The 25,956-nt window shown below is 56.3% G+C and carries 22 protein-coding genes and 1 tRNA gene; 3 read left to right on the forward strand and 20 right to left on the reverse strand.

Annotated elements, in window-relative coordinates; all coding sequences use genetic code 11:
* Window positions 1-54: 54 nt before the first annotated feature.
* From U6G28_09640 to polA, 8 genes are all read right to left on the reverse strand, one after another.
* A complete protein-coding gene (locus U6G28_09640; protein WRS29774.1) occupies window positions 55-2,457 on the reverse strand; it encodes an HAD-IC family P-type ATPase in 2,403 nt (800 codons plus the stop codon).
* A 4-nt stretch (window positions 2,458-2,461) separates the two neighbouring features.
* Window positions 2,462-3,499, reverse strand: coding sequence for a TerC family protein (locus U6G28_09645; protein WRS29775.1), 1,038 nt, complete (start codon window positions 3,497-3,499; stop codon window positions 2,462-2,464).
* Between the two features lie 383 nt (window positions 3,500-3,882).
* Window positions 3,883-5,370 carry an amino acid permease gene (locus U6G28_09650; protein ID WRS29776.1) on the reverse strand — a complete coding sequence of 496 codons (1,488 nt, stop codon included), beginning with the start codon at window positions 5,368-5,370 and terminating at the stop codon, window positions 3,883-3,885.
* A gap of 83 nt (window positions 5,371-5,453) precedes the next feature.
* Window positions 5,454-7,562 (reverse strand): excinuclease ABC subunit UvrB, encoded by a 2,109-nt coding sequence (uvrB, locus tag U6G28_09655; protein ID WRS29777.1) that lies wholly within the window; start codon window positions 7,560-7,562, stop codon window positions 5,454-5,456.
* A 169-nt stretch (window positions 7,563-7,731) separates the two neighbouring features.
* A complete protein-coding gene (locus tag U6G28_09660) occupies window positions 7,732-8,856 on the reverse strand; it encodes a BMP family ABC transporter substrate-binding protein (GenBank protein WRS29778.1) in 1,125 nt (374 codons plus the stop codon).
* A gap of 131 nt (window positions 8,857-8,987) precedes the next feature.
* Window positions 8,988-9,695: a dephospho-CoA kinase gene (gene coaE / locus U6G28_09665; GenBank protein WRS29779.1), complete on the reverse strand. Its 708-nt coding sequence runs from the start codon at window positions 9,693-9,695 to the stop codon at window positions 8,988-8,990.
* An 80-nt stretch (window positions 9,696-9,775) separates the two neighbouring features.
* Window positions 9,776-11,239, reverse strand: a complete 1,464-nt coding sequence (rpsA, locus tag U6G28_09670; GenBank protein WRS29780.1) for a 30S ribosomal protein S1 — start codon at window positions 11,237-11,239, stop codon at window positions 9,776-9,778.
* A 177-nt stretch (window positions 11,240-11,416) separates the two neighbouring features.
* Window positions 11,417-14,146: a DNA polymerase I gene (polA, locus tag U6G28_09675; GenBank protein ID WRS29781.1), complete on the reverse strand. Its 2,730-nt coding sequence runs from the start codon at window positions 14,144-14,146 to the stop codon at window positions 11,417-11,419.
* Between the two features lie 19 nt (window positions 14,147-14,165).
* On the opposite strand from polA, the gene U6G28_09680 reads away from it, so the two are divergent.
* Window positions 14,166-14,675: a PaaI family thioesterase gene (locus U6G28_09680; GenBank protein WRS29782.1), complete on the forward strand. Its 510-nt coding sequence runs from the start codon at window positions 14,166-14,168 to the stop codon at window positions 14,673-14,675.
* A 440-nt stretch (window positions 14,676-15,115) separates the two neighbouring features.
* On the opposite strand, the gene U6G28_09685 is transcribed toward U6G28_09680, so the two are convergent.
* Both U6G28_09685 and U6G28_09690 read right to left on the reverse strand, forming a co-directional pair.
* Window positions 15,116-15,256, reverse strand: a complete 141-nt coding sequence (locus U6G28_09685; GenBank protein ID WRS29783.1) for a hypothetical protein — start codon at window positions 15,254-15,256, stop codon at window positions 15,116-15,118.
* Between the two features lie 3 nt (window positions 15,257-15,259).
* Window positions 15,260-15,853 (reverse strand): response regulator, encoded by a 594-nt coding sequence (locus tag U6G28_09690; protein ID WRS29784.1) that lies wholly within the window; start codon window positions 15,851-15,853, stop codon window positions 15,260-15,262.
* 111 nt (window positions 15,854-15,964) lie between these two features.
* Here U6G28_09690 and U6G28_09695 point away from each other — a divergent pair.
* Together U6G28_09695 and U6G28_09700 are read left to right on the forward strand one after the other, a co-directional pair.
* Window positions 15,965-16,038 (forward strand) — tRNA-Leu (locus U6G28_09695).
* Between the two features lie 76 nt (window positions 16,039-16,114).
* A complete protein-coding gene (locus U6G28_09700; GenBank protein ID WRS29785.1) occupies window positions 16,115-16,294 on the forward strand; it encodes a hypothetical protein in 180 nt (59 codons plus the stop codon).
* A gap of 169 nt (window positions 16,295-16,463) precedes the next feature.
* On the opposite strand, the gene U6G28_09705 is transcribed toward U6G28_09700, so the two are convergent.
* The 10 genes from U6G28_09705 to U6G28_09750 form a co-directional block, all read right to left on the reverse strand.
* Window positions 16,464-17,249 carry a G5 domain-containing protein gene (locus tag U6G28_09705; GenBank protein WRS29786.1) on the reverse strand — a complete coding sequence of 262 codons (786 nt, stop codon included), beginning with the start codon at window positions 17,247-17,249 and terminating at the stop codon, window positions 16,464-16,466.
* 130 nt (window positions 17,250-17,379) lie between these two features.
* A complete protein-coding gene (gene pyk / locus U6G28_09710; GenBank protein ID WRS29787.1) occupies window positions 17,380-18,828 on the reverse strand; it encodes a pyruvate kinase in 1,449 nt (482 codons plus the stop codon).
* Window positions 18,829-18,969: 141 nt separating this feature from the next.
* Complete coding sequence (gene lgt / locus U6G28_09715) at window positions 18,970-19,947, reverse strand: prolipoprotein diacylglyceryl transferase (GenBank protein WRS29788.1); 978 nt, start codon at window positions 19,945-19,947, stop codon at window positions 18,970-18,972.
* Complete coding sequence (gene trpA / locus U6G28_09720; protein WRS29789.1) at window positions 19,941-20,747, reverse strand: tryptophan synthase subunit alpha; 807 nt, start codon at window positions 20,745-20,747, stop codon at window positions 19,941-19,943. Before trpA ends, lgt begins: the two co-directional genes overlap by 7 nt.
* Window positions 20,747-22,003, reverse strand: coding sequence for a tryptophan synthase subunit beta (gene trpB / locus U6G28_09725; GenBank protein WRS29790.1), 1,257 nt, complete (start codon window positions 22,001-22,003; stop codon window positions 20,747-20,749). Before trpB ends, trpA begins: the two co-directional genes overlap by 1 nt.
* Window positions 22,003-22,848, reverse strand: coding sequence for an indole-3-glycerol phosphate synthase TrpC (trpC, locus tag U6G28_09730; protein ID WRS29791.1), 846 nt, complete (start codon window positions 22,846-22,848; stop codon window positions 22,003-22,005). The genes trpB and trpC overlap by 1 nt, the downstream gene beginning before the upstream one ends.
* Window positions 22,835-23,251: a phosphoribosyl-AMP cyclohydrolase gene (gene hisI / locus U6G28_09735; GenBank protein ID WRS29792.1), complete on the reverse strand. Its 417-nt coding sequence runs from the start codon at window positions 23,249-23,251 to the stop codon at window positions 22,835-22,837. The genes trpC and hisI overlap by 14 nt, the downstream gene beginning before the upstream one ends.
* 37 nt (window positions 23,252-23,288) lie before the next feature.
* Complete coding sequence (locus U6G28_09740) at window positions 23,289-24,350, reverse strand: FKBP-type peptidyl-prolyl cis-trans isomerase (protein ID WRS29793.1); 1,062 nt, start codon at window positions 24,348-24,350, stop codon at window positions 23,289-23,291.
* Complete coding sequence (locus U6G28_09745) at window positions 24,347-25,750, reverse strand: proteasome accessory factor PafA2 family protein (GenBank protein ID WRS29794.1); 1,404 nt, start codon at window positions 25,748-25,750, stop codon at window positions 24,347-24,349. The genes U6G28_09740 and U6G28_09745 overlap by 4 nt, the downstream gene beginning before the upstream one ends.
* Entirely contained in the window at window positions 25,751-25,927 is a 177-nt protein-coding gene (locus U6G28_09750; protein WRS29795.1) for a ubiquitin-like protein Pup, read from the reverse strand.
* Window positions 25,928-25,956 lie beyond the last annotated feature (29 nt).

Raw genomic sequence — 25,956 nt, forward strand, 5'->3', positions numbered from 1 at the left:
CTCGCGCCGAACTGCGCTGCAGGGCCACGGACCCGTCTGCCGCACCGAAGCAGGCTACTTCCTCCACCTCGCAGTGATTTGGTATGCGACCACAATAAGCGCTGCCGCCACGCCTCCGATACCGAGGATCATCCCCCACAGCGGGAGCGTCGGCCATTCGAGGGCAAAGAAACTACGAATCACCGGCACGGCCAGGCCAAGTACCGCGCCCAGTCCCATGGCCACAATGAGTGAGATCTTCCAGGAGTTCCAGGGACGAGAAAGCAGGAACAGCAGTGTGAGCGCACCGACCATCAAAGAGACAGTAGCCCCCGTGTGACCCGCCAAAGTTCCCTCGCCGGCCAGTAGATAGGTGGCTATCGCGGCCGTTCCTAGTAGTAGCCCCGAAGGGACGGATATCAGCAACGTCCTTCTTAAAAATCCTGGACGGTAGAGCACCTTGTTGGGAGCGAGAGAGAGGAAGAATGCGGGAGTGCCAATGGTTAGTGCGCTAATGAAAGTGAGGTGTCTGGGCAGGAACGGGTACGCCCACCCAAAGATCGCGACCAAGACTGCGAGCAGAATCGCGTAGGTGGTCTTAGAGAGGAACAGAGATGAGACTCGCTCCATGTTTGCGATGATTCGACGACCCTCGGCGACAACTCCTGGCAGGGTTGAAAACTCCCCGTTAACCAGGACGATTCGAGCAACGGTCTTAGTGGCAGGAGCGGCGTTCCCCATCGCAATCCCAAGATCGGCGGTTTTGAGCGCCAGAGCATCATTGACGCCATCCCCGGTCATGGCAACGGTCTTTCCAGCCCCTTGCAACGCGACGACCAGCGCCTGCTTTTGGTCGGGGGTCACCCGACCAAAGACATCGGCCGACTGAGCGGTTGCCGCAAACTCTGGCGAGTCGGGCGCTGGAAGGCCTCTAGCGCCAACAACCTGTGGATCGCCCCCCGCCTCCCCTCGAAGTCCCACTTCACGAGCGATCGCCCCGACGGTTTCGGGGGCGTCCCCTGAGATCACTTTTAGACGAACACCCTGCTTCTCAAAGTAATCGAGGGTCTGCTTGGCATCTGCGCGAATGTCCTCTTCAAACACCACCAATAACGTAGCGATTGGATTGGCAGGTAGTGACTCCCCGCTGAGAGACGAGGTCGAGTAGGCCAAGACCACTGTCCGACGTCCGCTTTCGGATTCCTTCTCTACCCGACTTGTCGCCCAGTCATTTATCGAGTCACCGTCGGCGAGGAGAATCTCAGGAGCCCCAAAGATCCAGGTTCGAACTGCAGTCTCACTCCCCGCGCCTGGATGCACCGAGTAGGCCGACCATTTACGACTGGAATTGAAACGGAGTAGGTCATCCTCGTCCGCATGCGGAGCCTTTGCGTCCTCGACCAATCCCATCGCCGCCACAGACGTAGCGTTGGTGGCGTCAGATACCATCAGTTTCAGTACATTCTTCGACTGTTCGAGCGAGGGACTTCCCACGGGGGACCCGGGAGCTTCGACTAGTTCGCGGCCCCGAATCTTTCCCGTCGTTATAGTTCCCGTCTTGTCGAGACAGAGAACGTTGACCCGAGCCAGGATCTCGACCGCTGGAAGTTCTTGGACCAGCACCCCTCTGCGTGCGAGGGTCGCAGCCGCAAGACCGAAGTTCATTGAGGTCAACAGAACCAATCCCTGAGGAATCATGCCCACGACGCCCGCAACGGTTAGGACCACCGCTGAGCGCCAGTCACCGCTATCTGCTCGAACTTGCGACCACAGCAAAAGAATTACGATCACCGGCAGGATCATCGTGATCCACTTGAGGATGGTGTCGATCGAGGCCTGAATCTCCGAGTGAACCTTGGAGAACTTCTTTGCCTCTGTGGTGATCTTCTGCGCCCAGGAGTCCGCGCCGATTACCTTGGCAACCATGGTGCCCGAACCAGCAACTATCGAGGTACCGGAAAGGACCTTGTCTCCGGAAACCTTCTTCACCGGCTTTGATTCGCCCGTAAGTGCTGATTCGTCAACGGAAAGACCGTGAGAGTCAAGGATCTCCCCATCGGCAGGAACTTGCTCTCCGAGAGTCAGCCCAACCACATCATCAACCACCAGATCCTCGCTCGGGACCTGTTGCTCTTTGCCATCGCGCCATACCGTCGTTACCGGGGCGGTAAGAACCGCAAGTTTGTCAAGTGCTCTCTTCGAACGCAGCTCGGAAAAAATCCCAATGATGGCATTGAGAACTAGGACAATCCCGAAGACTGCATCGCGAGGGTCACCCACCGCAAGTACGGCAATCACGGCCACTATTAGGATCGCGTTGAAGACGGTGAACAGGTTTGAACGCAAAATCGCGCTAACCGGCCTGGAGGTTGCCCGGTCAATATGATTGCTCTGACCCGCCTCGTGACGTTGTTTGACCTCCGCAGTGGTCAAACCTTCTGGAGTCTGAAACGTCTTTTCCGTCGAGGCTGTCGGCAATGTCTTAACTCTTTTTCTCTGCTGCTGAGGTTTCGTCCTGAGTCGGCAAAGCAGCTTTTGCCCGACGTTTACTAGCAATCAGCGAGGCAATCACTGTTAGAGCTATTGTTCCCACAATAACGCTTAGCGAGGCAGCAATCCCGATGTCTGGAACGTTGAATCCTTCACCCCCGTTTAAGAACGGCAGACTGTTCTCGTGCAACGCGTGAAGAATCAGCTTCACCCCAATGAATCCGAGGATAATCGCCAGTCCGTAGTGCAAGTAGACCAATCTGCTAAGCAATCCGTCAATCAGGAAGTAGAGCTGTCGCAAGCCCAGTAGCGCGAAGGCGTTTGCTGCGAACACAATGTACGGTTCCTGCGTCAGGCCGAATATTGCAGGGATCGAGTCAAAGGCAAACATGATGTCGGCTGAGCCGAGCGCGATAACGCACAGCAACAGCGGAGTAACGTAGGTTTTCCCGCCGTGACGATAGAGGAAACGTTGTCCCTCAAAACCGTCCGAAACAGGGAGAACCTTACGAACTAGACGTGTGAATGCATTCTCGCGATACTCTGCTTCCTCGTCCTCTTCCTCGATTCCCCCGACTCCGGCTCGCGCCTGACTGTATGCCGTCCACAGAAGCCACACTCCGAAGATGTAGAACACCCAAGAGAAGCGTTCGATGATCGCCGCGCCGACGAGGATGAATACTAGGCGTAGCAGTAGGGCAATGATTATGCCTGAGAGCAGAGCTTTCTGCTGGTACTCTCGCGGGACCCTGAATGCACCCATGATGATCACAAAGACAAACAAGTTATCTATCGACAGCGCTTTTTCCGTAGCCCAACCGGCTACGTACTGGCCGGCAAAGTCGCTCCCGTGGATAGCCCAAAGGTAAAGACCGAAAGCAAGGGCAAGTCCAACGTATCCGACGGACCACCAGGCGGCCTCCTTGATCGTGGGAGCGTGCGGCGTTCGCACGTGGCCGACTATATCTATGGTGATAAGGACAATGATGATCGCGGCGAGAATCAGCCACTCATACAGGTGGACTTCCAAGCTAACCTCCGAGGTACAGGGACGCACTTCGAGGTCTTATCCACCCGATCGAACCAGATGCCCGCGGGTGTCAGCGCCGAGCCTTAGCCGTGATGACGACACTGAACTGATGGATTACTCCCCTCGCTCACCTAGCTTATCGGTCAGGGCTCTTAGTCCCAGCACGGTTTCCATATAAACCTCGCCACAGTGCTCTTTCCGATACCTCTCGTCGGACAAGAAATCGGTAACCGACCTGCCCAGACGAGTTTGTCTCCTATCACCCACTCGCGGAAAAGACATCAGTAACTCATTTACTTCAGCGAGGCTGGTTTCCTAGCGCCTATCTGTGGACAAGAAATCAGTGAGTTATTTGCTGGGATGAGGGGTATTTCCTTTCGCTCCTACCTGCGGGCGAGACGCCAGGCTTTGGCGGAAGCAAGTTCCTCTTTTACCCGCCGTTTATGCTCCAGACGTGCCTGCGAGTGAGCCGGAGTCTTACGCACAAAAAGGTAGCCGACTCCGACCAGGGTGAACCAGATGGGCGTTGCAAGGAGTCCCGCCAAAGTGTCGGGGTCCTTGGTAAACGCCCAGATGAGAAAAACGAAAAACGCCAGCACCACGAAGGGCATGATCCGCCCGAGCGGCATCTGGAACTTACTAGCAGCATGGTCCTCTGGACGGCGTCTTCGGTAGACGATATAGCTGACCATAATCATGCCCCAAACAAACATGAAAACCAGCGAGGAGATCGTTGTAACTATGGAAAAACCTCGCGATTTATCTAGCCCTGTCGCTAACAACAGCAGGGAGCTTAGGAGCATGACGCCAGACAGAAACAGAGCGTTTTGTGGGACGCGGCGCTTTGAAAGCCTTGCGAATATGCGCGGCGCATCGCCTTCGGTCGCCAGGCCGTAAACCATTCTGGAGGTTGAATAGATGCCAGAGTTAGCCGATGAAGCGGCAGATGTTAGCACCACCATGTTCACCAGATGTGCGGCCGCTCCAAGGCCCGCCAACGAGAACAACATCACGAACGGTGACTCGTCCTTGCTGAAGTTCTGCCACGGAACAACAGACATCAGGATTATGAGCGAACCAACGTAAAAGATGATGATTCGGATCGGAATAGCGTTAATTGCCTTTGGAAGATTGTGCTCAGGATTCTTGGTCTCGGCAGCGGCAGTACCCACCAGTTCGATTCCAACAAATGCGAACAGCGCAATCTGGAACCCCATGATGAATCCCATCAGTCCACCGCCAAAGAATCCGCCCTCCTGATTGAACAGATTCATGAAGGACGCAGTAGACGTGCCGCTCTCATACTCGTGCGTAAAGCCGGTGAGTATCAGTACCAGTCCAACGATGATGAGCGCTACTATTGCGACAATCTTGATCATTGCGAACCAGAACTCTGTCTCACCAAATCCCTTCACCGAAGGCAGGTTTAGGAGCACCAGAAGAACGACCACCGCCATTCCGGTAATCCAGACCGGGAGTAGATCTTCACTGATCCAAAACTTCACATACACCGAAGCAATGACGATAACATCGGCAACGCCGGTCACCACCCATGCGAACCAGTAAGTCCAGCCCACGAAAAATGCGGCCCAGGGTCCGAGAATGTCACCTGCGAAGTCCGCAAAGTTTCTGTAGCTGGTTCGACTAAGTAGCAACTCTCCCATCGCACGCATGACGAAGTACAGCATGAAGCCGATAATCATGTAGACCAGAATCACAGACGGTCCCGCAACCGAGATGGTCTTGCCGGAGCCCATGAATAATCCGGTGCCGATTGCACCGCCGATTGCAATTAGCTGAATATGGCGGTTGCCGAGGGCACGCTCAAGACCGTCGTGGTTTTCTTTGGCTATTCTGGGTTCAGATGGCACCAGAACATCCTAGAACTCCGCAACAATCCTTGCGTTCGATGATCACATCGAACGCAAGCTCCGCTCCTAGGACCCGATGAATTCTAGTGCGCTTCCTGCATTCCGCGTAGCTCTCGTTTCAAATCCTGAATCTCATCGCGTAGGCGGCCAGCGAGTTCAAATTTGAGCTCCTCGGCTGCCGAAAGCATTTGGTCCGAAAGATCTTCGATAAGAGCGATTAGCTCGCTCTCGGCCTCGGGCAGCGAGTCTCTCTTGGACACCGGCGGCAACACCGAGTCTTTCGTTCTTTGCGTTGCCACAGACTTTCGGTAGCCACCAGCCAGAAGTTCTTCTGTGTCGACATTCTCGCGGGCAAGCATGTCGGTCACGTCCGCAATCTTCTTTCGCAGGGGCTGGGGATCTACTCCGTGTAGCTTGTTGTAGGCGATCTGCTTCTCGCGGCGACGTTCTGTCTCGTCGAGGGCTGCCTTCATCGAGTCCGTAACGTTGTCCGCGTACATGTGAACTTCCCCGGAGACGTTTCTCGCGGCGCGGCCAATGGTCTGGATGAGTGATCTGGTGGACCTGAGGAAGCCCTCCTTGTCTGCGTCCAAGATCGCGACGAGCGATACCTCCGGGAGGTCCAGCCCCTCACGAAGCAGGTTGATTCCTACCAGCACATCAAACTTGCCCTGGCGCAGCTCTCGAAGCAACTCTACTCGGCGCAAAGTGTCGACATCTGAATGCAGGTATTCGACCTTTACCCCGCGCTCAGCGAGATAGACGGTTAGATCCTCCGCCATCTTTTTAGTCAAAGTGGTGACCAAAACACGCTCATTGCGTTCGGTGCGGACACGGATCTCTTCGAGAAGATCATCGATCTGTCCCTCGGTGGGTTTGACGATGACTCTGGGGTCAATCAGCCCTGTCGGCCTGATGATCTGTTCGACTGGATGGGGGTCTTTCGCCTGCTCGTAAGGTCCGGGTGTTGCCGACATATAGACGGTCTGGCCGATCCGTTCAAGGAATTCGTCCCACTTCAGGGGTCGATTGTCCATCGCGGAAGGGAGCCGGAACCCATGCTCAACCAGCGTGCGCTTTCTCGACATGTCTCCCTCGTACATTGCCCCGATCTGCGGCACCGTCACGTGGGACTCGTCGATTATTAGGACAAAATCATCGGCGAAGAAGTCTAGGAGGGTGTGCGGTGGGGTTCCTTCTTCACGTCCGTCAATGTGGCGTGAGTAGTTCTCGATCCCGGCGCAAGTTCCCATCTCGCGCATCATTTCAAGATCGTAGGTGGTACGCATCCGGAGTCTCTGTGCCTCAAGGAGCTTGCCACGTTTCTCGAACCAGGAGACGCGCTCTTCTAGTTCCTTTTCAATCGACTCGATTGCCTTGGCCATTCGGACTTCCCCAGCTACATAGTGCGTGGCGGGAAAAATGTGTACGTTTGGCACCTCACGAACCACCTCACCGGTAAGCGGGTGGAGAACCTGGATTGCCTCAATCTCGTCACCGAACATCTCGATGCGGATCGCCAGTTCTTCGTAGACGGGGATGATCTCAATCGTGTCCCCCCGCACTCGGAAGGTCCCTCGGGTGAAGGCCATGTCATTGCGGGAGTATTGCATCTCAACAAATGAGCGGAGTAACTGGTCGCGGGGGACGATGTCGCCGACGTGTAGTTGCATCATCCGTGCCACGTACTCTTCTGGAGTTCCAAGACCATAGATACACGAAACTGAGGACACCACCACGGTGTCACGTCTGGTCAGGAGGGAGTTGGTGGCTGAGTGTCGCAGTCTTTCTACCTCGTCATTAATCGACGAGTCTTTCTCGATGTAGGTATCCGTCTGGGGTACGTATGCCTCGGGCTGGTAGTAGTCGTAGTAAGAGACGAAGTATTCGACGGCATTGTTCGGAAGCAATTCACGAAACTCCGATGCGAGCTGAGCGGCCAAGGTCTTGTTCGGCGCCATCACCAGTGCCGGACGCTGAATTTGCTCGATGAGCCAAGCCGCCGTCGCGGACTTGCCGGTACCGGTTGCGCCCAGTAGGACTACGTCCTGTTCCCCGTCGTTAATGCGCCTGACCATTTCGGCGATCGCCTGTGGTTGATCGCCCGAAGGGTCGAACTCGGAGATGACCTCGAAGGGTGCCTCCGCACGCAGTTGCTCCACGTCCTGTGGCAATCTCAGTTCGCTGCTCATTGCGCTCCACCCCCATTTGTTTGCAGAGCAATGCTAGCCCGAGACTCCGACAGAGTCCCGGGCTAGCATTTAGACTTCGCTAAAGGGTGAAGTCAAGCCTGCTCAGTTATGGCAGTCTACGAGCGGCCGCAATGCCCGATGAGTCTGAAATCGCGCCCGAGATTACGGTTTAGCTCGGGGCGTTCGTTGAGGTGACATCGATTTTTCCGTCGATGATGTCCTGACGAATTTGATCGATTTCTTCACTCAGCTCAGCGGGAACCTGGTCTTCAAAGTCGTGCCATGGAGCCAGGCCCACGCCCTCGTTCGAAAGGGTTCCGATGTAGTCACTATCCGACCACTGATCATTTACCAGTTCCTCAACAGTCGTGTAGAGCGCGTTACCGATCTCTTTGAGCACCGAAGTGAGGATGTACTGCGCGTAGTCAGGCTCTGAGTAGTAGCCGTCGACGTCCACCCAGATGACCGATACGCCCTTGCTCTCAGCGGCCGCCGCCAGGGCACCGCTTCCAACCGTGCCTGCCACCGGCAGGATAATGTCAACCCCTTGATCGATCATGCGTTTGGTGAACTCAAGTCCACGCTGGACATTCTCAAAATCACCGGTGGCAATTCCGTCCTGAGCTTCTTTGTCCCAGCCGACAACTTTTACATCAGTTCCATGAACTTCGTTGTACTTTGCTACGCCATCGACATATCCGTCCGCGAACAGCATGGTCGGGACGATCTTGCCTCCAAGAAAAACGCCGACGCTTCCAGTCTTTGTCATCCCTGCAGCCAGGTAGCCTGCGAGATATGTTGCCTCAGCAGCATTGAAGACAACACCCTTTGCGTTCGGAAGCTCCTCCGGGAAGACATCATCAACCAAAGCAAACTTAACGTCCGGGTACTTCTTGGCGGCATCGGTCATTGCCTGGGTCATCATGAACGAGACCCCGACGACCATATCGCAGCCCTCTTGAACCATATTCTCGATGTGTGGCACGTAGTCCTCATCCGAGAATGTTTCTGAGACCTCGATTTGGATTCCGAGGTCGTCACGCGCTCGCTGTAAGCCTTCCCAACCGGACTGGTTAAAGGACTTATCATCCAGTCCCCCAAGGCCGGCAACCATACAGACCTTGGCCGCAGGATCGGTACCTGTTGACGAGCCTGTGGCCGAATCCGATGATTGCTCACCAGACTCGCTCGAATCTGATTCGGTTCCGCTCGGAGCACTGCCGCATGCAGCAAGGACCATCGCGAGGACCCCGCCTGCCGCTAAAGCTGTGAGAGAGCGTCGTGAAGTCTTCATTAATTTCCTCCGTTACTCAACTATCAATGGGAAAACACGTGCCAAGCAATTAAACAGTTCTTCAGCACGCTTAGGTAGCTGGTCACCTCGGCTGATGCGTACCGCAACCAAAGTGCGACATTAATAGTGATCTACGCCTCATCTAAAACCGGAGAAAACCACTCTCTGACCATTGCCGATGCCAGTTGATCAAGATCCGCCTGCGTCCCGCGGTTCTTAACCCAAATATGCGCGACCGCCCGTCTTTGCTCCTCATCAGCTTGTGCTTCGAGTCGACTTAGCGCATCGGTTCGGACGAGGCCGCGATTCTCGAGTCTTTCTAGGCGCTGATTGATGGGAGCATCTACGACAATGACCATATCGAACTGGTCAGCCATCTGATTTTCCACTAGAAGCGGCACATCGTAGACGAGTAGTGAGTTTGATGGCGTAGCCATGACCCGAGACCTGGCTTCTCCGGCGATTCGTGGATGGGTAATCTTCTCAAGCTTTACTCGCGCTTCCCCATCAGCGAAAACAAGCTCGGCAAGAACTGAGCGGTTGAGTGATCCATCATCAAAGAGAACCTGTTCGCCGAACGTTTCAACTATTTCGGCCAGTCCGACAGAGCCTGGCAGCACCACCTCACGTGCAAGCTCATCTGCAGAGATAACGACTGCCCCGGCGTTTGCCAGTCCGGAGCCTAGGGACGATTTTCCAGATCCTATACCGCCGGTCAGACCTAGATAGAGACGGTGCCCGTGCTTTAGGCGTCGATCAACAACGGCTCTGGGAACGGATAGGACCTCAGCCGTCGCCAGACCGGACCTCAGAGTTCCAGCGATCTCGATAGCACCCAACCGCTTTTCCTTCCCTTCAGAGTAACGAAACGGGGCGACCTTTTCGGATCGCCCCGTCTTCGTTGTTAGTTAGCTAGTGACTACTCGCCGCCCGTCAGCTTGTCGCGCAGTGCGGCAAGCGCTTCATCAGATGCCAGCGTTCCCTCTGACGAGTCGGGGCTGGAGTATGAAGCCGCTGCCTCTACCTCAGTTGGGACCTCTTCCGCATCGGCAACCGCAGCCGCGGCAACCTGGGCGCGGTGAGCTTCCCAACGGGCCTGAGCTTCCGCGTACTGGCTCTCCCAAGCCTCACGCTGAGCGTCGTACCCTTCCATCCACTCCTGAGTCTCTGGATCGAAGCCCTCGGGGTACTTGTAGTTGCCGTTCTCGTCGTACTCGGCGGCCATGCCGTACAGCGAAGGATCGAAGTCTTCCGACTCTGGATCAACGCCCTCATTAGCCTGCTTCAGCGACAGCGAGATACGACGACGCTCAAGATCGATGTCGATGACCTTGACGAAGACTTCGGAGCCAACCTTGACGACCTGCTCAGGCATCTCGACGTGGCGCTGTGCCAACTCGGAGATGTGAACCAAGCCCTCGATTCCGTCCTCGACGCGAACGAACGCACCGAACGGAACCAGCTTGGTGACCTGACCGGGAACGACCTGACCGATGGCGTGGATACGCGCGAAGGTCTGCCAAGGATCTTCCTGGGTCGCCTTAAGGGACAGCGAGACGCGCTCACGGTCCATGTCGACCTCAAGGACCTCGACCTCTACAGGCTGGCCAACCTCGACAACCTCTGACGGGTGATCGATGTGCTTCCAAGACAGTTCAGACACGTGCACCAGGCCGTCAACGCCGCCCAGATCAACGAACGCACCGAAGTTGACGATCGAGGAGACGACGCCCTTTCGGACCTGTCCCTTCTGGAGGGTGTTAAGGAAGTTGGTACGAACCTCGGACTGGCTCTGTTCAAGCCACGAGCGACGGGACAGAACCACGTTGTTGCGGTTCTTGTCCAGCTCGATGATCTTGGCATCAAGCTGGCGGCCGATGTACGGGCCAAGTTCGCGAACACGACGCATTTCAACCAGCGATGCCGGCAGGAAGCCACGTAGACCGATGTCCATAATCAGGCCGCCCTTGACGACCTCGATAACGGTACCGGTGACAACGCCGTCCTCTTCCTTGATGCGTTCGATTTCTCCCCAAGCACGTTCGTACTGTGCGCGCTTCTTAGAGAGCAGCAGGCGACCTTCTTTGTCTTCCTTCTGCAGAACCAGGGCTTCGACCTTGTCTCCGACCGCAACAACCTCATCGGGGTCCACGTCGTGTTTGATCGAAAGCTCGCGGGCTAGGATGACGCCCTCTGTCTTGTATCCGATGTCCAGAAGGACTTCGTCTCGGTCTACCTTTACGACCGTGCCTTCCACGATGTCACCATCGTTGAAGTATTTAATGGTCTCGTCGATTGCGGCGAGAAGGTCCTCTTCAGAACCAATGTCATTGACTGCAACCTGAGGTGTAGCAGTGGCTGTTGAGGTGGAAGAACTTGTCATTTAGTCGTGTGCTCCGAGACGGACAAAATAGTAGGTGGACATTACTTGGTGGTTCACGGCAACCCATTTTGGGCAAACTACTCCGCGAACACCCGAAAAAGTCTACCAGCGTACCCCCGGTGAACCCCCGGTCGCTTTATTACGTTTCGCACACAAAAATCGTGGAAAACCGTCGATTTAGTGGGCTGCGTCTCTCCAGGAGTGTCCCTCACCTACCGCCACGTCCAGCGGGACAGAAAGCTTCACGGCATTGCCCATAGCTTCTTCGACCAGATTAGCGACCTCGTCAGACTCGCCGGAGGCAATTTCGAGCACCAGTTCGTCGTGAACCTGCAACAGCATTCGTGACTGGTAGCCCCCATCATGCAACCGCCTTGCGACGTCAATCATTGCGAGTTTGATGATGTCGGCCGCGCTGCCCTGGATCGGCGCATTGAGGGCAGCTCTCTCTGCATTCTCACGGACGCGACGCACATCGGATCGCAACTCGGGAAAGTACCGTCTGCGACCCAGCATCGTTTCGGTGTAGCCGGTCTGCGCGGCTTCCTCGACGACCTCGTGTAGGTAACGGCCAATTCCGCCAAATCTGTCAAAGTACTGGTGATGGAGGTGAGTCGCTTCTTCCACCGACACTCCCAGTTGCCGGGAGAGCCCATAGGGAGACAACCCGTATGCCAGGCCGTATGAGGTGGCCTTTATTCGATTTCTCAGTTCGGGCGTTACTTCGCTTATTGGAACACCAAAGACCTGAGAGGCCATGGTCCGGTGCAAATCTTCCCCCGAATTGAACGCTTCGATCAGGTCCTTGTCCTTAGAGAGGTGCGCCATGATTCGCATCTCAATCTGGGAGTAGTCCACGCTCATTAGGTTCTCGAAACCCGGACCTGCGACGAAGGCCTCACGGATTCGAATCCCGGCCTCACTGCGGGCCGGAATGTTCTGAAGGTTCGGGTCAGAGGAGGCGAGTCGCCCCGTGACCGAAGCAGTCTGACTGAAAGTGGTATGAATGCGCCCATCAGGTTGCACGACTGACAGCAGCGAGTCGATCATTTGGACCAGTTTTGTGCGATCACGGTGACGTAGCAAAGCTTCAAGGAAGGGGTGTTCTGTCTTTATGAACAGTTCCTGCAAAGCCTCCGCGTCGGTTGTGTAGCCAGTCTTGGTCTTACGCGTCTTGGGCATGCTCAGTTCTTCGAACAGCACTACCTGCAGTTGTTTCGGACTTCCGAGCGCGGTTTCATGGCCGATTGCGTCATAGGCATCCTGGGCGGCCCTTTGGGTCTCCGCGGCATACTCGTCGCGTAGACCTCGGAGCTGGGGAAGGTCAATAGCGATCCCAATACGTTCCATTTCGAAAAGAACACCAGAGACGGGAATCTCAAGCTCGCTCAGTAGAGAAAGCTGATCATGCTCGGCCAAGAACTTTCGCAGGGGCGCGACTAGATCCATAACCGTCCTGGCGTTCTCCGCCATCCGAGCGGGCGGCCCTCCGAAACTGTCTTCCGCCCCCTCTAGGTCCTCAATGGCCAGCAAAGCACCGTCGTCTTCGCCGCTAACCTCACGCCGCAGAATCTGCCTTGCTACCACTGCCAAGTCATATGAACGTAACCCTGGCCTTGCCAGGTACGCAGCGAGTTCAGTGTCGAAAGAGGGGGTCGCCAGTTCCCAGCCACGGGTCGCCATTGCGTGTGCGAGTGATTTGCCCCCATGAACGATGAGGTTGCTATGGGTGGCGACGAAGATAGCCACCGCCTCCCCCTGCTCATCACTGAGTTCTGCCGGATCCAAGACAATGGTGAGTGGGCCACTCGTAAGTGCCAATCCAGTCAGGTCCGCGTCGGTTGTTGAAAGCCTTCCCTCACCCCAGAGAGCAACTGGAATCGAGTCACCGTCCTCGGCTACGAAGCGACCGAGATAACGCGAGAGGTCGGTCTTTGGGTCGACAAGAATCCTCTCCTTCTCCTTTTCGGTAGAACTCTCCTCGACCTCTTTTGTCTGCTCTATCGGCCCCTGTCTTTCATCTCCCCACAGCGGTCCCATTGCCTTGAGGATCCGCCCCTGGAGGCTCCCGAACTCAAGACTGTCGAACAGGACCTGAAGCTCCATTAGGTCTGGGCGTTCAGCAACGCAGTCGTCGGGACCAAACGGCAGGTCCATGTCAGTTAGTAGATGGTTGAGCCTACGGTTCATCTTGACTTCCTCAAGATGTTCGCGGAGCGCTTCACCTCGTTTACCAGTCACCCGCTCGGCGTTCTCAAGCAGAGCGTCAAGTCCCCCGAACTTCGCCAACCACTGCGCTGCGGTCTTCGCCCCGACTCCGGGGACGCCGGGAAGGTTGTCTGAAGTCTCACCGACCAGCGCCGCGATCTCCGGATACTGAGCTGGAGGTAGACCGTACTTTTCCTCGATTCGCGCCGGGGTCATGTACACGAGATCTGAGGTAGAGCGACCCGGATAGATGACCGTTGTCTGGTCGTTTACCAGTTGAAATGTGTCTCGGTCTCCCGATGCAACAAGAACCTCGTACCCCTCGTCCACCCCCTCGGTGGCAAGGGTTGCAATAATGTCGTCAGCCTCGTAATTCACCACCTGGGTCTGCTTGATTCCCATTGCGTCCAGTACTTCGCGGATAAGCTCAACCTGACCAGCAAACTCTGGTGGGGCCGAGTCGCGTGTGCCTTTGTACTCGGGGAACAGTTCGGTGCGGAAGGAAACTCTCGATTCGTCAAAGGCCACAGCAATGTGGGTCGGTTGATCAGTGTCGAGGAGTTTCACCAACATCGAGAGAAATCCATAGACAGCGTTGGTGTGCTGTCCGCCAGAAGTGACAAATCGGTCAACAGGTAGGGCATAGAACGCGCGGAACGCCATCGAATGGCCGTCAATAACAAGCAGTTTTGTGGTCACATATGCAACCCTAAGGGTTATGGAACAGGAACGGCAGACCGAGCGCCCATCACGAAGTGACATCCGAGGAAGCATCTCGCCTCATAACCCCGGGCTGGATTCGCCCAGTAGCGGAGACAGTCCTGCACTACGTGAACGTTATGAGAGCGCTCTTGGGGCAAAGATGGGGATGGACCTGATTAGCGCGACGGCGGATGAGACAATTATCCGGATGCCGGTCGAGGGAAACACTCAGATCCTCGGAATACTGCACGGTGGCGCGACCGCGGCGCTCTGTGAAAGTGCCGGGTCGATCGCGGCGACTAGGCACGCTTGGAAAGTCGGAGAGGAATCAGGAACCGAGTTGGTGGCCGTTGGTACGGATCTGACAATGGCCCATGTTCGCTCGATCCGTTCTGGCACCGTCACCGCCGTGGCAAAAGCCGTTCATCTTGGGCGGCGTACCACGGTTCACGAGGTTACAGTCACTGACCAAGACGGACGAGTTATCTCAACCTGCCTTGCAAGAAACATGATCATCGAACCATAAAGGTTTTGTTGGGTCTTTGGGAGTGGGGTTGCTTTGGGGTGGTTAGGTGCGCCTGTGTGTCACGTTCTCACCTTGGAATGGGACCTTGGAGTTGACGCCAGTTTCTCGGTTCTGGTCGCCCGCCCGTTTTTGAGGCTGGTTTAGACGCGCACCAATCATGTCTCTACTCGTCTTTAGTGAGATCCACCAGAGGGACGTGTTGGGTTCGCGCAGATAGAAAACACCTGCATATGCGGCCCGACACAGACCAAAAACATGAGGAAATCGATGAGCCACACTGGCGCACTGCCACAATGGCAGATACTCCCACATGCAGCCCGAGACAGGGAGTCGGAAACCTGCAATATCCGCCGGTGTGACCGATTCATCCTTCACGAACCGCATGATCCGCGCCAGAGCGACCATACCGACAGATACTCAAACTCTGCTACAAAGAGAACCTATTTCTGTGCGAGTTCTCTCTTGATTGAAGCTGGAGTGCCCGCCCAGGTCGCCGCGGCGTACTTGCCCAGTTTCTCACCACGACTGACCTTCTCGTAAGAGTCCCGCAACTTCCCTAGCCGCCCACTCGAAAACTCCATTTATTACTCTCCTGCGACCTGTTCAACCACCGCGTCGGCAACCTCGCGCATCGAAAGGCGACGATCCATCGAAGTCTTCTGGATCCATCGGAACGCCTCGGGCTCCGTCATCCCCATATTCTCCATAAGTAGGCCCTTGGCACGGTCAACGACCTTTCGAGTCTCAAAGCGCTCGGATAGGTCAGCGATCTCGTTCTCAAGCGATTCAATCTGGGCATGCCGAGACAGTGCGATCTCCACGGCTGGGATCAAATCATTCGGCCCGAAAGGCTTCACGACATAGGCCATTGCACCAGCCTCAGCTGCCCGCTCAACCAGTTCGGCCTGAGAGAAAGCCGTGAGCATAACGACCGCGCAAGAAAGTTCTTTGAGGATCTGCTCAGCGGCAGTAATCCCGTCAACCTTCGGCATCTTCACGTCGAGGACACAGAGGTCAGGTTCAAGCTCAAGTGCTTGCTCGACCGCTTCTGCTCCATCTGCGACGTCTGCAACAACGTCAAACCCGGCTGCTGTGAGGGTCTCGACTATATCGAGCCTGATGAGAGCCTCATCCTCAGCAACCAGAACCCGCTTCGACTGCGCTGTCTCTGATGTCATGATGATCTTTCTATTTGTAGAGTGAATAGGTCTTATCCTATCCTTGTCCAGTTGCTCCATGACGAATTGTGAGGCTCAGGGCGGAATGATTCTCATGCGGCATCCGAGTATGCCCCGATAGCCCAACTGGCAGAGGCGGTCGGCTCAAACCCGGCTTGTTGTGGGTTCGAATCCCACTCGGGGTACTCTGCGATGTGGCGGGACACAGTTCCTTTTGTGTCTCGCCACACGTTCGCTCTCCTCTTGTGGCACAGTTGTGAAGTGTCCTTTGATTCTGGCGTAGCGAAAGAGGTTTTCCGCATGGAGTTTTCGAGTGGGCGGCTAGGGAAGTTGCGGGACTCTTACGAGAAGGTCAGTCGTGGTGAGAAACTGGGCAAGTACGCCGCGGCGACCTGGGCGGGCACTCCAGCTTCAATCAAGAGAGAACTCGCACAGAAATAGGTTCACGTAACTGCGGTGACATACGAGCCGAGGCCAGCCTTACCCAAGTAGTTTCGGCTTCCTAAGTCTCGGAAGCGAACATACACGCTACCTTCGTGACAAAGGCACTATAAAAAGCGCTGGTGACGTATGCCCACCTCTGTCCAGGCAACCTAGTTCGGTCGTGCTACTAGCGGATATAGACGTCAAGCCAGAGCGGCGAAGAGGTACACGAAGCACACGTGTCATAAACCTTGCCCGAGTAACCGAACGGGGTTCCATACACCGTGCCATGAGCAACTCCTGGCGGAGCGGCAAGGACAATGTATCCGTCACCATCTGCGACGAAACCGCCCTCGTTCACATGACGACCAGGAATAGCCAACCCACCACCCGGTAGAACGCCTTGGGAGTAGTACGTAAACTTGAAACCATTCCAGCCGATAACTCCCATGTACATCAGGTCGTCCACGCTGTACTGCCCGGTACTGCTAAAGCTTCCATAATCAACACTTGTGGTCTGCGGGACCTCAATGGTCTGGCTCCGTTCAACCACCTCTATGACGGGTTCCGGTTCTGGCTCCGGTTCGGGTTCTTTTGCAACCGGCAAGTCGATCTTTGTGCCCCGATGAATCACACGGTCGGTTGGTGGCGTAACAACTTCAGGAAACAGTCCCGAGTACTTCAGAACCGTGTCGCTGACTGCGGCATAAACATTGGTCACTCCGTTAACGCCCGCCTGTTCCTCAACCTCAACTCCCTCGGGCAGGTTCTCATCTTCGATGACGATGGTCCGATAGGGAATGGAACCAACGCGGACAACCTTCTGTCCCTCGTGTGGATCGGCGATGGTCTGATCGGCCTTACTGGCGTCCGGTGACACAGCAGATGCAGCCATGGCAGGGATGGAAAGAGCGATGACAGACAGCGCGCCAATCAGTGCTCGCCGCGGCGTCGACTTGGTTTTGCTCGCCATTTTGTCCTTTCAGTCCAAAAGGCAGACTAACGCAATCCGAGCGCCGCTTCCACCGCTGTGAGGGGAATTGCTACGGCGCGCCTGCGTCATTTTGTCTTTAGTCAGAGGATAATCCGCCCCTTCAGTCAGACTAAAGAGAGAAGTTTGAGACTGTCATCATCTCTTCGGGTCCACCACTAATGGTGTGAACACGAATAGAGTTGGAGCTCTTTTGGACCCCCGGTGGCATGCCAGCGACTATCACCAGTTTCTCTCCGCCGTCAACGATGCGAGCTGCCCGTGCAACCTGATCCACTTGGTTAACCATGTCGTCAGTGTGCTGAACAGTCGGAAGCTTGTAAGATTCCACGCCCCACGACAGCGCAAGTTGCCTACGGGTCTCTTCAAGAGGGGTGAACGAGATCTGCGGAATCGGACTACGCATTCGCGACATCTGCCGAGCAGTAGCGCCCGAAAGGGTAAATGTGACCAGATATCGCGCTCCCAGGGTGCCAGCTAACGAAGCTGCGGCCTGGCAAATGACGCCGGACTGATCGGACTGGAACTCACCGAGAGGAGCGATTCGGTCGCCCCCGTTTTCTTCAGTGTTCTCGATGATTCGAGCCATCGTCCTTACAGCTTGAATCGGGAAACTTCCTACCGATGTCTCCCCGGAGAGCATCACTGCGTCCGCGCCGTCGAGGATAGCGTTGGCACAGTCAGATGCCTCGGCTCTGGTCGGACGAGGATTCTTAATCATGGAATCCATGACCTGGGTTGCCACGATCACCGGCTTAGCAGCCCGGCGCGCCATCTCGATGGCTTCTTTTTGCACGAGGGGAACCTGCTCAAGGGGCATCTCAACACCCAGGTCCCCGCGAGCAACCATGATCCCATCGAATGCCTTGACGATCTCCGCCAGATTCTCGACGGCTTGCGGCTTTTCGATCTTGGCAATCACCGGGACAAAGTGTCCCTCTTCAATCATGATCGCCCGGACATCATTGACATCTGATGCGTCGCGCACAAACGACAACGCGACAAAATCTGCGCCCTGTCGAAGCGCCCAACGAAGGTCTTCGCGATCCTTCTCTGACAGCGCTGGGACTGATACGGCGACCCCTGGGAGGTTCAAGCCCTTGTGGTCAGAAACCATGCCGGGGATCTCGACCCGAGTGACGACATCTGTGTCGGTCACCGAAATAACACGTAGACCGACATTCCCATCGTCAATCAGTAGACGGTCGCCTGGTCGACAGTCACCGGGAAGTCCTTTAAAGGTTGTGCCGACCTCTTCCTTGGTTCCCGGGACGTCCCTTGTTGTGATGATGAATCGGTCGCCCTCTTCAAGCATCTGCGGGCCGTCAGCGAAAGTCTCTAACCTGATCTTGGGACCCTGCAGATCGACTAGAACGGCAATCGCTCGACCGGAGTTGTCTGCCGCACGCCGAACTCGCTCAATGACCTTGGCGTGCTCCTCTGGAAGCCCATGACTCCGGTTGATGCGTGCCACGTCCATTCCAGCATCCACGAGTGCTTGGATCTTTTCAGATGACTCCGTAGCGGGACCGATAGTACAAACAATCTTGGCTCGACGCATAACCTCACTCCATACCCGGCCGCCGTAAGACGGACACCGTACCAACTGTCGCTGGCCCTAATAGGAGCCTACAGCGTGTCACTGTTTACTCCCAGATCGACGCGTGGTCGAGACTTTGGTCTCTAGCTCCAGTCCAACATTTCAAGATTCAGACTCGGCCGAGTCTAACTGCGGCTCAGCCGAGGAATCAGCATCACCCACCGACTCGTCCGAAATATCACTACTGATGGATTCGGAACCGGAGTCCTCTATTGTCTTTCCTTCACGTCGCGCAACAATCGCCTTATATCGCGCTATTTCCTCTGGAGTCACCCTAGTTGAGGCACCGACGCGACCACAGATATAGAAGACGATCAGACCCAGCAACACGACGCAAATCGCGGTGAACATATTGACGCGCAACCCGAGGATTCGGTCGGGAGTATCCAAACGCATTGTTTCCATAATGACGCGACCCGTCCCGTATGCAACAAGGTAGAGCGCCATTAGCTGACCAGATTTGACCTGTACCTTCTTGTCAATCAGCAACAGAAGTCCGGCCATACACAGGTTCCAAATAATCTCGTAGAGAAAGATTGGTTGAACCAGTGTGCCTGCGGGCAATCCAAAAGACTCAAGAATCGAGTCCTTAATCTCTAGACCCCACGGTAGATCGGTTGGGCCTCCGAAAAGCTCTTGATTGAAGTAGTTGCCGATCCGTCCGAGTGCCTGAGCTATCAACAGCGCGGGAGCAATAGAGTCGGCGAAAGGCCCGATCCGCTGACCGGCTCTACGCAGCCCGATCAAGGCCCCGAGGGCACCGAACCCAATGGCACCAAAGATCGCCATACCCCCCTCCCAGGTCTTGAATACCGCAAGCGGATCCATTCCTGGGCCGAAGTAGTCACTCGGGTGGGTGATGACGTGGTAGAAACGGGCGCCGATCAGGCCAAAGGGAATTGCCCACAGATACACATCGAGAGCGACATCCCCCGCCCCACCTCGCTTCTTGTAACGATCCCACGTTATCCAGGCCGCGAGGGCGATAGCCGTAACAATCAGGACGCCATAGACGGTGATGCGAACGGGCCCGATCCAAATGGCACTGACCGACGGAGACGGGATTGCTGTCGCTAACAACTGCTCACTCCTCTTTTCTGGACGCCACTTCTAAGGTCCTTTGAGCGCCTCGCAATATCAGATAGGGCTTCGTCCCACGGTAGCTCGAGGAGCGGCCTCACAAGCGCGGAGCCAACGATAACACCATCGGCGAACGATGCGATCTGGGAGGCTTGCTGACCATTCGAAACCCCCAGCCCAACACACACCGGATCGCACCCGGCGTCTCGACAGCGTGAAACCAGACCACGAGCTGCGCTATCAACCGCGCTTCTCGCACCGGTGACTCCCATGGTTGAGGCTGCATAGACCCACCCGTTCGAGGCAGCACCGATCTTCTTTAGCCGCTCCTCATTTGACGAGGGGGCGGAAAGGAAGATCCTCTCAAGGCCGTACTGATCCGAAGCGGCGGTCCATTCGCCCGCCTCATCCGGGGGAAGATCCGGGGTTATTAGCCCGCTTCCGCCGGCGTTTGCGAAGTCCCGTGAGAATTTCTCGACTCCGTACCAAAAGACGGGATTCCAGTAGGTCATTGAAACCACGCACGCCCCGTAGTCCGTCAGTTCCTGGGTTGCGGCGAAGAGATCCTCAATATGCGTGCCTCGCGCCAGTGCCTCAGTGGTGGCGGCCTGAATCACTGGACCGTCCATGCCCGGGTCTGAGTAGGGAAAGCCCAACTCGATAATGTCCACGCCGTTGTCAACCAGCACTTTTGATGCCTCGATCGACTTGTCAACACTGGGGTAACCAAGTGGAAGATATCCGAGGAGAGCCGCACGTCCCCCATTGTTTGCAGCCTGTATAGCTTCCCGACTACGCATCACATACCAGCTCCTTCAGCGCGTGATCGTCCACCCTCTGCCGAGGGGTCGACTCGGTCTAGACTCGGCTCGCCGACACCAAACCACGCGGCCGCGGTTTCCATATCCTTGTCTCCGCGCCCTGAAAGGTTGATGACCAGTAACGGCTCGCTGTCTTGGTCATCGCGGGAAGAGGCCCATTTGAGAGCACCGGCCAGTGCGTGCGCAGATTCAATCGCCGGGATAATCCCTTCGCTACGAGACAAACGCATAAAGGCATCCATCGCCTCGGTGTCTGTGATCGGAATGTACTGAGCCCGTCCGATCTCCGCAAGATGCGCGTGCTCAGGGCCGACCGCCGGATAGTCCAAACCCGCAGAGATTGAGTGCGAGGGCTTCGTCTGTCCGTCACGCTCTTGAAGCACGTACGTCTTCGCCCCGTGAAGAATGCCTACCTCGCCCGCAACAACCGATGCGGCATGCCGACCAGTTTCCACTCCGTCTCCGGCAGCCTCGCACCCGATCAACTCGACCTGGTCATCGGGAACGAAAGCGCTAAACATGCCAATTGCATTGGACCCGCCCCCAACGCACGCGAAAACGGCGTCCGGGAGACGTCCAGCCTGCCTGACTATCTGTTCCTTGGTTTCGTTTCCGATAACGCTCTGTAAATCTCTCACCATATCTGGGAATGGGTGCGGACCGGCTGCCGTTCCGAAGACATAATTGGTGGTTTCAACATTTGTGACCCAGTCGCGGAATGCCTCGTTGATCGCGTCCTTCAATGTCTGCGATCCCTGGGTTACCGCAATGACCTCTGCACCAAGAATCTGCATCCGCGCCACGTTCAAGGCTTGGCGCCGCGTGTCTTCGAGACCCATGTAAATGGTGCAGTTCAATCCCAACAACGCGGCAGCAGTAGCGGTAGCGACGCCGTGCTGACCCGCACCAGTCTCTGCGATAACACGGGTTTTTCCGATTCGTTTTGTAAGTAGCGCCTGCCCCAGCACGTTGTTGATCTTGTGCGAACCCGTATGGTTCAGATCCTCACGCTTAAGGAACATTCGAGTCCCAGTGCCCTCGGCAAATTTGGGGATCTCGGTAAGCAGGGACGGCCTGCCAGCATAGTCCTTTAGCAGATGCTCGAACTCGGCCCGGAATGACGGATCGGGCCAGGTTCTGCGCCACTCTTCGGCAAGATCATTCACTGCGGTCATAAGCGACTCAGGCATGAATCGGCCACCAAAAGAGCCGAAATAGTGATCTGTCGAAGGCATTAGTCCTCTTCTCTAGCCCGCTGGACTCGTTCTTTGCGTTCGGTAAGTAGCGAAGGGTGGGAGCCTGCGGAGACCATGTCCGAAATCTGTTCCAGCGGCGATCGCGCGGTGACCAGGGCTTCGCCGACTAGCACTGCGTCCGCGCCCGCCAGAGCATAGCTTCGAACGTCCCTGCCGGACTTTACGCCTGACTCTGCGACTGCGACAACATCTGCTGGAATCGCGTCAAGAGTCTCCTCGACAGTTCGCGGATCAACACTTAGGTCTTTGAGGTTACGTGCATTAACACCGATGACATCAGCTCCGGCGTCCAAAGCATGGAAGACCTCGAGACGCGAGTGAGTCTCGACCAACGGAGTCATACCAAGCGAACGGGTGCGCTCGATCAGGGACACCAGTGCCGGTTGTTCAAGGGCCGCCACGATCAACAAAACCGCGTCCGCTCCATTCGCTCGAGCTTCGTGAACTTGGTAGGGCGTGACGATGAAGTCTTTTCGCAAGACTGGGATATCCACAGCGGCGCGGACAGCGCGTAAGTCATCTAGCGATCCGTTGAAACGAAGTTCTTCGGTCAAGACCGAAATCATGGCTGCCCCGCCCTGCTCATATATCTGCGCCAGAGCAGCGGGATCGGGAATGTCACTGAGCGCTCCCTTGGATGGAGAGGAGCGCTTTATCTCGGCGATTATGGAAACCGCGCCGGGACCGTCCTTAAGCGCCGAGACAACGTCGAGGGCAGGCGGCGCGGCGAGGGCCATTTCCTTGACCTGATCAAGTGATAGCTCGGCCTCCCTCTCCGCCAGCTTTGCGCGAACTCCCACAATAATGTCGTCAAGAACCGTCATTGCCGCTACCTCCCGTCTTGATGCTAGGTCCGGGTGGACATTCCACGCCGTCGGTTCCGAGGAACGGAAGGACGCCCCCCGCTTCGAAGCAAGTGTGCGTTCCTGTGTGGCATGCACCTCCGGTCTGCCTCACTCTCAGTAGCAACGCATCTCCATCACAGTCAATTTGTGCGGCCAGTAGCTCCTGAATGTTTCCAGAGGTATCACCTTTGCGCCACAGCTCCTGCCTCGAGCGCGACCAGAAGGTCACCCTCTTCTCAGTCAACGTGCGTGCCAATGCCTCATCGTTCATCCAACCGACCATTAGCACTTCGCCCGTCGAGTCTTCCTGGATCACCGCACAGACCAGTCCGTTGGCATCACGCTTAAGTCGCGATGCGATCCCTTTAGAAAGAGAGACCATCACACACCTGTCCCTGTCTACCGGAGTTTCTCTCCGGTTATTCGCTCTGCCTAGAGTCAGTTCCGACTGCAGGCATCGCACCGAGAATATCCACCACCACGCAGAGCGTGTCCTCGCCACTCGCCATGTCGGGAGGGATCACAATTGCAAGGCGCGTTCCGACGCGCTGATCGACCAGTGCCTCGCGTAGACCCAAGTATGTGTCATCCAAACTGATGAGTCGTGGCGCGCCCTGATCCCAGGTCGAGGCAACCTGCGCTCCGTTAGTCCAGTTTACCGACACGTACTGAGCGACAATTTGGTCGCCGTCATGAACCTGAGGACCGTCACCCTGGATTAGCACCTGTGTCGTCAGGTTACTCGGGGCCTCTCCTGCCGCGTGCGTAATCGCAATGCCCGCATCTGAGACTGCTACCGTGAGAGGTCCTGGAGCATCCACGGAACTGCCCTTTGCAATGGTGTAAAGCACATCGACGACGTTGATTTCTACCTTGCCGTTTGAAAGCACACGTCCAACGACAAACCTTGAGCCCTCTTTGGATCCGATCACTATCTCGGCCATTGTGGCGCCAAGATCCTCATCATTCGCGGCGCCCACCACCAAAGAGGGAAGTCCGTGCGGCTGCAGACTCTCCCCTGTCGCGCCGTCAAATGCGGAAACGGACAGAAGGACCGGCGTATTTTCCTCTACTGTACGACCGTCGCCGTAGTGCTGTTGCCTGTACTCAACCCCTTCGACCTCTGCGGGCGAGGAAAGTTCAACAACAGGAGTCGCACCGTGTCGTCCGCTGACCTGCACCTCGTCGAGGATTCCCTCCTGAACTAGGATCGGGCATTCCTGCGAGACCGAGTATGCCCGCGCTGCGAACAGTGCGCCTGCGGCCACAAGCACCATCAGGATCGTCAGGACCAAAGGTTGCCAGTACTCAATCCACCAGGGAACCGACACGGTGGGAGTGGCCGATCGTTTACCGGTTGCCGCGATTTGGGTTGTTACGGGGGGAGGTTCTTCTACTGGCTGTCGTCGCACCGGTGCTTTCGGGTCGGCTTTCTTACCCTCGGCTAAGGACCGCCGAGTCGGAAACTGGGGGGAACTCATACCAGCGAGACTCCCGAAGACGACTCTTGCTTCCTATCCATAATGATCGAAATTAGCTCATCAACCCTGGAATCCTCGGTCGCAAAGGGGTCTTGAAGCGCTATCTGAAGTCCTCGACCATCTAGCCTCAGGTTCACCCAGTCAACTCCGAGATCTCTTCTGGCATCCTGCGCAGCCCTAATCACACCGCCCCGAAGTGAGGCCCTGGTTGTCGCGGGAGCGCTCTCCATTGCGGTAATCACCTGCTCATTCGAGGTCAGTCTCCGCACCAGGCCCGACTGCTCCATTTTAGGTGCAAGACCAGCACCCGTGATGTCGTGGTAGGCAAGAATCAGCCTTGTGATCCTTGAATCGGACAGCGGAACCCCCGACCGTGCGATGTAGCCGTCAATCAGCTTCTTCTTGATGGCGTAGTCAATCTCGGTGTCGATGCTTGACCAGTCCCCGCTCGCATAGGCGTGGGTCGCCCTTTGCCACAGATCAATCAGGTATCGGTAGAGATCGTTCAGCGACACCTCGTCAGCCTTCGACAGTGCCCGTTCCAGAATCTCCGTTTGAATCTGGGCGGCGGTCATTCTCCGTCCGTCCTTCAGTTCCAAGAGGGCTTGACCATCCAGGTCGGCGGCAATCTCACGGATCGAAGTCATCGGATTTTCAAGCTCTAGGTCCGAGAGGTTAACGCCCTGCTCTACCGCACCCAGAACCAGGTCCGCAGAAGCGACCTTGAGTGCCGTGGTTGGCTCCGCAACGTTGGTGTCGCCAACGATCACGTGTAGTCGACGGTATGAGGAAGCATCCCCCAGAGGCTCGTCCCTAGTGTTGATGATTGGCCGCGACCGGGTAGTAGCTGCAGATACCGCGTCTTGCATCCGATCAGCTCGCGAGGAGATCAGGTAGCGAACCTCCCCATCCTCACCGCGACGAAGATCTCCTGCGCCAACCACTATTTGCCGTGTGACAAAGAAAGCCACCAGAGAATCCGCGACGTCCCTAAAGTCCCGGGAGCGGCGCAGCATGTAGTTTTCGTGACAGCCGTACGAGTTGCCCTCGTAATCCTGGTTATTGCCGAACAGGTGAATAGACGCGTCGGTTCCCGCCGCCAATAGTCTCTGATCGCCTTCTTGAGCCATGTCAGCGAGGATCTGAGCTCCCGCTCTGATCTGCGCCAAAAGGTCCCAAAGTTGATCGCACTCGGCAGTGGCATACTCCGGGTGAGCTCCCACATCGAGGTAAAGGCGTCCGCCGTTTGGGAGGAACAGGTTTGTAGATCGGGACTGGCGAAGGGCGGAAGCAAAAAGTTCGCGTGCGGCCGCCTCGGCCTCCATCGCCGGGCGCCCAGTAGCCCTGTCCGAGCAGGTAATTCCGTACTCGGTTTCTATGCCAAAGATCCGCCGTTGCACCTATTGGCCACCCTTTTGCACAAATCCCTGGACGAACGCCTCGGCGTTCTGTTCAAGGACTGTGTCAATCTCATCGAGCAGGGCATCCAGCGGATTAACCTGAATTTGGCCCGCGCCAAACTCGTCCTCGTTCTGATCGTCGGGGCCTCCCCCGCCGCTTAGTTGAATCTGTGGCACCTGATTCTCCTCGGCTCTACACTTGTCAT

The organism is Actinomycetaceae bacterium MB13-C1-2, assembly GCA_035621235.1.
In the GTDB taxonomy this organism is placed as follows: Bacteria; Actinomycetota; Actinomycetes; order Actinomycetales; family Actinomycetaceae; genus Scrofimicrobium.